This is a genomic window from Pedobacter petrophilus (assembly GCF_009674725.1).
GTDB lineage: Bacteria > Bacteroidota > Bacteroidia > Sphingobacteriales > Sphingobacteriaceae > Pedobacter > Pedobacter petrophilus.
The window spans coordinates 1-11,639 of record NZ_WKKH01000076.1; the positions used below are offsets into that span (position 1 = coordinate 1).

Annotated in this window: 8 protein-coding genes; 6 read left to right on the top strand and 2 right to left on the bottom strand. The window is 38.0% G+C overall.

Annotated elements, in window-relative coordinates:
* Window positions 1–36: 36 nt before the first annotated feature.
* Window positions 37–1,125 carry a TonB-dependent receptor plug domain-containing protein gene (locus GJU39_RS22240; RefSeq protein ID WP_154283199.1) on the bottom strand — a complete coding sequence of 363 codons (1,089 nt, stop codon included), beginning with the start codon at window positions 1,123–1,125 and terminating at the stop codon, window positions 37–39.
* A 208-nt stretch (window positions 1,126–1,333) separates the two neighbouring features.
* Between GJU39_RS22240 and GJU39_RS22245 the strand changes: the two genes are divergently transcribed.
* The 6 genes from GJU39_RS22245 to GJU39_RS22270 all read left to right on the top strand — a co-directional run bounded on the left by GJU39_RS22245 (window position 1,334) and on the right by GJU39_RS22270 (window position 10,769).
* Window positions 1,334–5,311, top strand: coding sequence for a hybrid sensor histidine kinase/response regulator transcription factor (locus GJU39_RS22245; RefSeq protein WP_154283200.1), 3,978 nt, complete (start codon window positions 1,334–1,336; stop codon window positions 5,309–5,311).
* Between the two features lie 331 nt (window positions 5,312–5,642).
* Window positions 5,643–6,212 carry a Crp/Fnr family transcriptional regulator gene (locus GJU39_RS22250; RefSeq protein WP_154283201.1) on the top strand — a complete coding sequence of 190 codons (570 nt, stop codon included), beginning with the start codon at window positions 5,643–5,645 and terminating at the stop codon, window positions 6,210–6,212.
* A gap of 77 nt (window positions 6,213–6,289) precedes the next feature.
* Window positions 6,290–7,153: an SDR family oxidoreductase gene (locus GJU39_RS22255; protein ID WP_154283202.1), complete on the top strand. Its 864-nt coding sequence runs from the start codon at window positions 6,290–6,292 to the stop codon at window positions 7,151–7,153.
* Window positions 7,154–8,075: 922 nt separating this feature from the next.
* Entirely contained in the window at window positions 8,076–8,939 is an 864-nt protein-coding gene (locus tag GJU39_RS22260) for an NmrA family NAD(P)-binding protein (protein ID WP_154283203.1), read from the top strand.
* Window positions 8,940–9,359: 420 nt separating this feature from the next.
* Window positions 9,360–9,902: a DUF4269 domain-containing protein gene (locus GJU39_RS22265; protein ID WP_154283204.1), complete on the top strand. Its 543-nt coding sequence runs from the start codon at window positions 9,360–9,362 to the stop codon at window positions 9,900–9,902.
* A gap of 171 nt (window positions 9,903–10,073) precedes the next feature.
* Entirely contained in the window at window positions 10,074–10,769 is a 696-nt protein-coding gene (locus GJU39_RS22270) for a DUF421 domain-containing protein (protein ID WP_154283205.1), read from the top strand.
* A 287-nt stretch (window positions 10,770–11,056) separates the two neighbouring features.
* Here the strand turns inward: GJU39_RS22270 and GJU39_RS22275 are convergent, their stop codons facing one another.
* Window positions 11,057–11,443, bottom strand: a complete 387-nt coding sequence (locus GJU39_RS22275) for a winged helix-turn-helix transcriptional regulator (protein ID WP_154283206.1) — start codon at window positions 11,441–11,443, stop codon at window positions 11,057–11,059.
* Window positions 11,444–11,639: the final 196 nt, after the last annotated feature.

Here is an 11,639-nt window from a genome sequence, read left to right on the forward strand (position 1 = left end):
TTCTGCTTTTTTCAAGCAACAACTCTGGGGGTCAATTTAAAATTGGCGAAAGGGGGTCAAATTTATTGGTATATGCAATATGCCTCTGGTGCCTTTTGTATTTACCCTGAAACTAACCCGGTCAAAATCTGTACTGATTACCGTACCTTTATTTCCAAAATATCCCCCAGAAACATAATAACTTGCATCCTTGGTGCCGCCAGAAAAACTCAGGTTATAATCCTGAATGTTACCGGTTTGATAGGCTTCGTCCTGCCAGTTGGTATTTACGCCAAGGTCCAATCGTTGTCTCTGCACACCCGCATTGTCATATGCCATGAAATTAATCCTCGAAAACTCATCCGTTTCTGCAAGATCATACCGGGGAATGGACTGTAAACCGCTTTTCCCTGAAAACTCGATTTGCATGGGTCCCGCCTTACCTTTTTTGGTAGTGATGATAATCACACCATTGGCAGCCCTTGAGCCGTAAATCGCTGCAGCTGACGCATCTTTCAATATCTGTATGCTTTCAATATCCGCTGGGTTGAAATCTCGGTTTGCAGTGGTAATAAGTCCGTCAACTACATAAAGTGGATTTGTTCCTGAAAGGTTTTTTAGTCCCCTGATCTGTATCTGGGCTTCTGATCCAGGTTGTCCACCACCGCGAACCTTTATACCTGTTGCAAGCCCTTGCAATGATTCGGCTACAGTTGTCGCCTGCCTTTTTTGAACATCTGCGGCCTTTACTATCGAGACTGCACCGGTAAGGTCTTTTTTACGTTGAACACCGTAACCTACGACCACCACTTCATCCAGGTCGTCAGCAGCTTCGATTAGAGCAACGTTTATTACTGATCTGCCAGCAACTGAAATTTCCTGCTTTGTATATCCTACATAAGAGAAGATCAATACTGCATTTTCTGTGTTAGGAACGCTGATGCTGAAAGAACCATTCTGGTCTGTAGTCGTGGATAACGATGTTCCTTTTACCTGTACGCTAACCCCAGTGAGTATACCACTTTTGTCGGATACACTTCCTGAAATTCTACCCTGAGAATAGGCAATCTGACAGCAAAGGAAAGATAGTAAACTGAGCGTAAAGCAAAGCCTCAACACTTTGCCAAGTTTTAATTTTTTTTTCATACTCATTTTGGTTTATATATGGTTAATGCGGTTTCAGCAACCTGAGTCACTGAAAACTTTTGCTAAATGAGTAATTTACATTTGAGGATATAGATCAAAAAGACACTAATTTGTCTCAATTAAGCCTAAAAATGGCCGATCCAAAGATCGATGAGCTTACCTCTGCGCTTTTCATCCTATATTTAGCCTAACCAAATACTTGAGACAAATGAAGAAATTGCTGATATCGATGTTGCTGTTCCTCATGATCCATGCCTCGGCATTTTCACAATCCTATACTTTCAGGCACTATCAAGTGGAGAACGGCTTATCTTATAACTCAGTGATCTGCAGTATTCAGGATAGGAAGGGTTTTCTGTGGTTTGGAACAAAGGATGGTCTAAACAGGTTTGATGGGTATATTTTCAAAACCTTCCGGAACAACCCGGACGATCCAAAAAGCCTTGGCAGTAATTTCATTCACGCTCTATATGAAGATCAAACGCAGCACATCTGGGTAGGAACTCTTAGCGGTCTATACAAATACAATTCCGCAACCGAAAGTTTTGACTTCATAAAAGCTACTAAAAATGAAGATATCAGGGATGTTCGATTAGATGAACAAGGTAATGTCTGGTACATTGCAGGCTTGTTGCTTTGTAAATATAATCAGAAAACTAAAAAACTGACGAAATTTGAGCACAGGATACACCCAGGCGCAACCTCCATATCTATAACGCCAACAGGAGATTTGTGGGTTTCCACGAACGATGGTTTTATCCAGATGTATAACAAAATGGGCAATAATTTTGAAAGCTATAGCGTTTTCGATAAATCACAACCCACCATTTCGGGATGGATCGAAAAATTGTATGATACCGGTAAAGGATATTTTCTTATCGGGACATCCAACCAGGGTGTTAAGGTTTTCGATCAAAAATCTCTGACCTACAAAGACCTCAATATCAAGAATCCAGATCGGACGGCTTTATACGCAAGAAGTTTCCTGGAAAAAAACAGAGATGAATATTGGATCGCTACCGAATCTGGCCTTTTCTCATACAACATGATCACTGGTGGCTATTCCAATCTTCGTCATGAATTCAATAATCCATATTCAATGTCTGATAACGCAGTTTACACGCTAACCAAGGATAAAGAAGGAGGCGTTTGGGCAGGTACCTATTTCGGGGGGATAAATTATCATTCGAATCAGCCGGTCGTTTTCGATAAGTATTTTCCCAAAGAAGGAGCGGGGAACCTTAGCGGCCACGCCGTTCGCGAAATTTGCAATGATCTTAAAGGGAATATTTGGATTGGAACAGAGGATGGTGGTTTAAACAAACTAATCCCAACGGCTAACCTATTTAAACATTTTAAGCCTACGGGAGATAATACGGGCATTGCTCATACCAATATTCATGGTTTAATGGCGGCAGGCAACGAACTTTGGGTAGGAACTTTTGAACGTGGGCTAGATGTGATAGACATTAATACCGGAAAAGTAATCAGGCACTACAGTGCCGGGCCTGGAAATAACGAGATGAAAAGCAACTTTGTTGAAAGTTTGTTAAAAACAAAGTCCGGAATCCTTCTTATCGGCACTTCCAATGGACTATACCGATATAATAGATCAGCTGATAAATTTAATGTGGTGAGTGAAGTACCAGTTGATATTCACTATTCCAGTCTGCTTGAAGATAATAAGGGTACAATTTGGGCGGCATCACTCAGAACCGGTCTATATTTCTATGACCCCATCAGTAATACTTCAGGTTCATTTACCACGGACGAACAAAATAAGAACAGCATCAGCAGCAATGCCGTCAACAGCGTTTTTATCGATTCGAAGGGTAGCTTATGGGTGAGCACAGAGAATGGGCTTAATAAAATTGATAGGAAAAACAATAAAATCCGAAGATATTTCAGTAAAGACGGGTTCCCAAGTGATGTTTTCTACAAAATTCTTGAGGATGAGCATCAAAACTTATGGATCAGTACCTCTCGTGGTTTGGCTTGCTTCAACCCAAAAAATGAAAACATCAAAACCTATACAAAAGAAAATGGATTGCTCAGTGATCAGTTCAACTATAGTTCCGCATTTAAAGATCAAGACGGCAAGATGTATTTCGGTAGTCTAAAAGGTATGATTAGCTTTTCTCCTGATCAGTTCAGTATTAATCGGTTTCTATCCCCTGTCTACATTACAGGTTTCCAGGTATTCAATAAAGAACTGGAAATTAATAGGGAGAATTCTGTATTATCAAAGTCGATAACCTTTACAAAAGCGATCCGTTTGCCTCATGATCAATCCACATTCAGTATTGATTTTGCCGCATTGGGGTATACCTCTCCGGAAACCACAGAATACCGTTACATGATGGAGGGCTTGGACAAAAACTGGGTTTACCTGAAACGCAATCGTAAAGTCTATTTTACCAACCTTTCGCCAGGCACATATACGTTCAAAATTAGGGCTTCCAATGGTTTCGGAAAATGGAATCAGGACTCAACTGAAATGGTCATTTTTATAGACCCGCCAATTTGGGCCAGTGGTTACGTACTTTTTATTTACAGTTTGGCGCTTATCCTAATTTTCTATCTTACTATCCGCTATTATCGCAGACGTCTGATTGATAAACAGGTGCGTGTGTCTGAATTATGGGAATCAAACAAGCAAAAAGAACTCTATAATTCAAAGCTGGAGTTCTTTACCTACGTTACACATGAAATTCGAACACCTTTAACTTTAATAAAGGGGCCATTAGAGGATGTGATAAAAAATTCTCAGGAGATGCCCTCCATTAAAGACAGTTTGGTAACGGTAAGAAAAAACACCGATCGACTGCTGGAATTGACAGACCAGCTGCTGGATTTTAGAAAGACGGAAACTAAAGGTTTTAGCCTGAATATGGTTACGGTCAATATCAACCAACTATTGGAAGAAAATTGCATTCGCTACAAGTCAGAAATGGCCACCAAAAATATAGAACTCAATATAAAGTTCCCACAACCTACATTCTTGACTATAGCAGATCCTGAAGCTTTGAATAAAATGCTAAGCAATTTGATTGATAATGCAGTTAAGTATGCAAAAAATAAGATTTTTATGGAGGTCATTCTTCATGATCAAGTTTTTGAAATTGGGATCAAGAGTGACGGAGAACTTATTCCTGATGATCTCCATGAAAAGATTTTCGAGCCATTTTACCGGCTTGAATATAACAAAGACCAAAGGGGAACGGGGATTGGTTTGCCACTTGCCCGTTCTTTAGCAGAATTACATCAGGGGACGCTACGGTTGAGTATTGCCGAGGGACATTATAACCTATTTTCCCTGATGCTCCCAAGAAGGGATCAAGATGTAACAATAGCCGGCAAAAACCCAACGGAACCTGAAACCGAAGAAACGGAAGATAGCCAACAGCAAAAACCAGTGATTTTATTGGTTGAAGATAATGTTGAAATAAGAGAATTTATAACCGCCAAGATTTGCAAAAAATTTCAGGTCTTAGAGGTAGGTAACGGTGCTGATGCATTGGATCTAATACAGCAAAGAAGTATTCATCTAATCGTTAGCGACGTGATGATGCCGATTATGGATGGTTATACTTTATGTAATAGCGTTAAAAACAATCTCGAGTATGCCCACATTCCGGTTATTTTACTGACTGCCAAAAGTACACTTCAGTCTAAGATAGAAGGCCTGGAATCAGGTGCTGATGCTTATATTGAAAAACCATTCTCGCCAGATCACCTGCTTACCCAAATTCAAAGCCTATTGGCAAGCAGGGAAAAAATAAAAAAATACTTCGCGACCTCTCCACTAGCGCATTTGAAAAGTATGGCATACAACAAGTCAGACGAAGTATTTCTCGACCGGTTGAATAAGATTATTCTGGAAAACATCAGCAACAAATCACTCGATGTTGAATTGCTGGCAGGTTTGATGAACATGACTAGGCCAACCTTCTATCGGAAGATAAAGGCTATAGCCAATCTAAGTCCCCACGAGCTAATCACAATTACCAGGTTGAAAGAAGCTGCGGAGCTTTTGGTAGTGGAAAACTTTAAAATAATGAAAATTGCCTCAATGACCGGATTTGGATCACAGGCGCAGTTTACAAGATCTTTCACCAAACAGTTTGGAATGTCTCCAACAGAATATATCAATAGCATGAAACCAACCCGGGCCAAATCTGAGTAATTCATTCCAGTCCGTTCAAACTGCGCTCGAAGTCTAAATCGTGCGGGTAGCAATTTCTGTTATTATCCGGCCATAGGGTGCAACCTCTTCATTACATGAATCGTAGCTTCCCGTATATTTATATTCCGGCCAAGCATGCCCTGAGACTTAAAAACCAGATATACGATAGCGAAATTTTCCGGTAAAGCCATAATGATTACTTTGGATAATCGAAAGAATAAATCGTCAAAGAAGGGTTCGAAGAAACGGTATGCCGGTGCAGGATTTATTTAGTTAAAGTTTTTATCATATGGTAAATAAATTGTTTTAAATAAATTGGAACTTTAAGGTTATGAAAGAATTCATCGATTACCTATTACAGTTCGGGAATCTGAACACACATCAAATAGATCTGATCAAAGGCAAGGCTAAGGTAATTTACATTCAAAAAGATGAATATTTTTCCGAAGCCGGAAAGATACCCAAACAGGTTGGATTCATACTTGAAGGTGTCGTTCGTTTCCTTTACTACAATAATAAAGGCAAAGAAATTACACAATATTTTATTGACGAAAATAACTTTGTGTCCGACCAACAAAGGTTTGAAGCCCAAGTGGTTGCTTCGGAGTATATACAGGCAGTTACCGATTGTAAATTGCTTGTGTTTTCAAAGAAAGACTGGGACGAAATTGGAAATACAATTGTCGGATGGCACCATATTACCGAATTGATAGTTAAAAACTGTCTGTTAAAAACAATAGAAAGAAGAAGCCCTTTGGTTTCGGAAGACGCCACCTCACGATATAACTCCTTTATTGAGCAATTTCCTGGTCTTGTGAATCGTGTTCCCCTTTCTCACATTGCCTCGTATCTTGGCATTACTCAGCAGTCTTTTAGTAGAATAAGAAAAAATATACGCTAAAACTGCTTTTTACCAAATGGTAAATGCTTTATTTTTTTAGATGTGAATATTTGTATAATTATTTATATAGAGAAAACATGGAAAAAAAAGTTGTGTTAATTACCGGAACGAACAGTGGGTTTGGGTGGCTGAGTGCTAAATCTGTTGCGGCCATGGGCCATATGGTTTATGCTACAATAAGAGATACCAAAGGAAAGAATGCTGCTAAAGCAAATGAACTCGAGCGGGTAGAAAATATCACCGTCCTGGATGTTTCATTAACAGATGAGAAAAGTGTACAAAGCGCGTTCGACTTCATCATTGAAAAAGAGGGCAGGATAGATGTATTGGTAAATAATGCAGGAACGAGTATGTTTGGTGTGGCGGAAACTGCTACTTCAGATGATCTGAATCGGATGTTGGACGTTAATGTTATCGCACCTTGGAGAATGATCAAACTGGCGCTGCCTTTTATGCGCAAACAATCAGAAGGCCTTATAATTAATGTATCAAGTGGTTGGGGTAGATTTTCAGCTCCTTTTTTTGCTATATATTCTTCCTCAAAATTTGGTTTAGAAGCATTGAGCGAGGGATTACATTACGAACTTCGTCCATTAGGTGTCGATATTGCTATTGTTCAACCAGGCGCTTTTCCCACAGAAATGTCTCAGAAAACCCAATTCGGATCAGATGCAGCCATTGCAGAAGAATATAAACTCATTGCTGACTTTCCTAATAAGATGGGCGCTGCAATTGGACAGATTTTCGAAGATACAAAACCAAATCCCCAAGATGTTGCTGATGCAATCGTAAAGCTGATTACATTACCAAAGGGTCAAAGGCCACTAAGGACAACCGTCGACAGCGCAACCGGACATATTGTTGAGGCAGCTAATAAGGCAGTTGAAATGGAATATGTTAAAGTAATCAAAGCATTTGGTTTGGAGGAATTGTTGACCTAAGCGATGCCAGGTCTACATTAATGCGGGTGATAAGTCTTTAGGATGATGTACTGATTAGCATCGAGTTAATCTATGCCTTTTATGAGCGCAAAAGCTCTCCAATGAATCAAATCCAACAGTATTCGAATCTTATTGCCGGATAGAATTCAATTTTCAAGCAGATACAGAGCCGGTTTTATTAGACTCTTTGTTTGCTTGAATTTTTTTTTAAGATGTCTTTGCAAACTCCTTCGAAAGCCGAGCATTTAGCCTTAAATTCTTGGTCTAACCCAACGGATAAATTGATAATATCCAACTTAATTTGATTTTGAATCTCGTTTTCAACCCTCAGTGCGTAATTGAGCTGCTGGACTAATCTTTAAGCACTCAATCTACGCTTATGCTAAGGTATCCGCCAAGTGCAAGATTTAGAAACAATATAATGACGGCCAACGCTTCTTTATTTGGTCATCTACAGTTTTATTTTTGCAGAGGCTTATAGCTTTCGAGCATATGCTGTAAATATCAGTTCAACACAATTCCCCAATGTATTCGATTATAATGGATTTTGGCAATATGAAGTTTAATATGTTGCTTTCAGAGCATTTTTTAAGATCTATGCTGATTTAAACTGTTAAATGTATTTGTGGAAAGGATATGATTTATTTTATATCGAATGAAATCCATTACCCCCATAAAAATGAAAGATAAATTTGCTACACCATCTTTTATTAAAACAAAAAAAATATTTTGATGTATAAACCATAATTACATTATTTTAATCTTTGTTTTATGCGCATTTTTAATGAAATACATGAAACAACCAATTTCAATTATATATTTTTGTCCAAAGCGTTAAGCCTATCACAATGGGGTTGTTATGTAAAATGCATTCCTGAATTATTGGATAAAAATTATGAATTGTAAACAACAATAAATTATTATGATATTAATCACTGGAGCTACAGGGCATCTAGGTGCGGCTGTAATAGAAAATTTGCTGGAAAAAATCAATCCTTCGGAGATCGCAATATATGCCAGAGATGAAAAAAAGGCGCAAAAATGGAAAGACCTAGGTCTTTCTGTTAGACTAGGCAATTACGACAATAAAAAGGATGTTGAAAAAGCATGCGTTGGTGTTGATAGTTTACTCCTCATTCCCATAGCAAGCCCAGGTGCGTTCGGGCAGCATAAAAATGTTATAGATGCCGCGGCGGAAAGTGGGATTAAACATTTATATTTTGCCAGCGGCGCGCTAAACCGTCATGTACAAGAAAGTAAATTAGGCTATTTAAATGATTCCTATTTTCTTACCGAAAATCACATTAGGCAGAGCGGTTGTCAATACACCATTTTTCAGAACGGACTCAATTCAGATACTATACCCTTTTTTATTGGAGAACATTTACCAATTAATGGGATAAATTTTCCTGTGGGACACGGAAAATCAGCATTTGCCACCATTGCAGATATAGCAGAGGCAATGGCGAAAATTATTATTAAGAGAGATGATTCAAATGTTACTTATGTGCTTACAGGTAACCAGTCATATTCTTTCATTGAGGTGGCCGATATACTGAGCGACCTTTCAGGGCATGAGGTACCTTTCCTTAATTCTAACCAGGAATTCTTTGTTTCAGCATTGAAGCAACATGGAGTCGAAGATGAAAAAATATCTATTGCCCTGCGCTTCTCACAGATTATAAATAATGATGAATATAATTATTGTGATGGGACATTGGAACAAATATTACAAAGGAAACCGACTACACTCAGAGAATATTTGAAATTTACCTACGTCCCTTAAAAACAATAAAGATAAAATCTATCTTACGCACCGTTTAAATTCCTCACTGAACCCCATCACTCATGCCAGAGGCAAGAATTCAGAAATGTATTGTTTTTCCAGGAAGAGGATATTTATGGTTCATACGGAAATGTTGTTAGCAACAAAAAGATCCGATAAAAGGGGCTCATAAACAGTGCCCAATGTTAAAGCTAAAACTCTTTTTGGAATTGTAAGGGCACTATTATTAATTAGTAAATAATTTTAGCGTTATAATTGCCACTTTTTACAATTTTGAATTGAGAACCAGTTTAAAAAATGAAGGATCTTATTTATATAATTAGTTAAGAATATCAGTTAAACAAAATATCAGGATATATATCTAAATTTAAGATTAATACATACCTAGGATACTCATAGTTTACTTAATAGCTTTTCATAATGCACCCAGTAAAAAACTTTGATTCAATAGCGTACCTTAAATACGGAAATGATAGACAAATTAGTGTTTATGATATGCTAAAAAAACAGCTTATTCTGGAAATGATTTCTGAATTTGATCCAATAGTTGTTGGAACAATACCAATTGATATTGATATCGAAAGTAGCGATATTGATATTATATGCTATTCCAGCAATAAAGAATATTTATCAAATGTGTTAACCAATTTATTCCAGTATGAAGATGGCTTCAAGATCTGGGAATACAATAAAACCAATCCAAGCGCCATAGTCGCAAAATTTAAGGTCGCAGATTTCGAAATTGAAATCTTTGGACAGGATGTTCCTACCCGTCGCCAGGTTGCCTATCGCCACATGATGATTGAATACCAAATACTGTTGGAAAAAGGTGAAGCTTTTCGAAAGCAAATTATTGAACTAAAACGGCAAGGTATGAAAACCGAACCAGCTTTTGCTACATTGCTTGGCCTGCAAGGCAATCCTTATGAGGAATTACTTAAATATGAAAAAGCTTGGGCCTAGGATTTATAAGGGTGGTAAGCCCGGATTTCAGCTTTACGCCTGCCCTTGACATTTCTGGCATTGGTTATTACTTTCATTGGCAAACCACAATTAGTCAAAGAGGTTTAGAAAAACTTATCAATTCCCAAATCGTTTTCTCTTCAGAAATGTTCTAACCACACAACTCGAACTATGAATATAAATATTGACTGGCAAAATTTCTTTATCGGAGAAGATCGATGGGAATTCATGCCCGAAATCGCACTTCGTACCCTCATCATGTATTTCATCATTCTTACCGGCTTACGGCTTTTAGGGAAACGTGGGGTAAGGCAACTGTCCGTTTTTGAACTCGTTGTCATTATTAGTTTAGGCTCGGCTGCAGGTGATCCCATGTTTTACAAGGAAATTGGTTTAATTGTACCCATCATAATTTTCACAATTATTGTTGGCGCTTATCGGTTGACTACCTACCTCACCGCTAAAAATCAAAAGTTAGATGACTTAATTGAAGGAAGATGTGTTTATCTAATTAAAGACGGTCGGTGTAATACTAAAGAATTTGGAAAGGAAGCACTTGGCCTAGATGAATTTTTTGCTGAATTGAGGCAAAAGAGCATTTCACATCTGGGTCAGGTAGAAACCGTAATTCTGGAAACATCGGGAACACTAAGTGTTTATTTCTATCCGGATGATAAAGTACAGCTGGGTCTTCCGATCCTGCCGGCCTTATTTGCGCAAAAAACCAAAATGCTTTCTCCCAATAAAGATTATGCATGTATTTTCTGCGGAAACATAAAGCGTATTAAAACTGAGGCCCCCTTAAAGTGTGTAGATTGTGGCTGTGACGAATGGGTTGTAGCAATCGACAACTGCAGAGTGAGATAGCATCTACAGACTATTGACAATAGTAGCCTAGAGACAAATAAAAATTGTTTATTGATCTCTACTGTGATGTATTTTTTTTTATTTAAAGCAAAATATGGAGACAAAATAAAAGCAAGTAATCTATCGCTGCAGCGCGCAGATTTGAATTTCAAAAATTCATCCTCAAATTTTTTGATTGCTTTATTTTTGACCCAATAGCATTTGCAAAAACTTAATTGCTCGGAAAATACCATTCCAACGCATATCAGTCTTATCGGGTTCTATAATAAAATGTTAATTATGATCGCTTAAATCATTGTTTTACACTCTGCATGGGGAAGTTCAAGTAAATTGATTTTTGGATGTTGATGAGGATTTTCCAGATATTGCGAACCCCAGTTATCCATAGATTGGATCAGGGGAATCAGCGAAGATCCAAGGTCTGTCAAAAAATACTCAACTTTTGGAGGAAGAATAGGATAAATGGTCTTGCTGATTATGCCATGATCCTCCAGCTCGGTAAGCTGTTGATTCAAAACCCTACGACTTGCCCTAGGGTTGAGACGCTGAAGCTCACTTGGCCTGCGATGACCCTTCCAGATGTTGAACAGTAGGCAAGGTTTCCATTTTCCTCCAATGATATCCATAATCATCCCCATTCCGCAATCAATTTCCTTTGGTATCTTTCTTTCCATTTTTCATAAGATGTTATCATTACAAAGATAAGCAATATGTTCAAAGATGTAATTGGCGTTCATTTAACCCACTACGAAAGCTGATTTGTGCTTAGTTTTATACCCATGTTGATTGAGGGTGGAATTGCAATAGTATACTAGAGGTTTTTTTATTGTCAGATTATTTTTTTTGAGAAGCATTACTTTAGATTCCGCT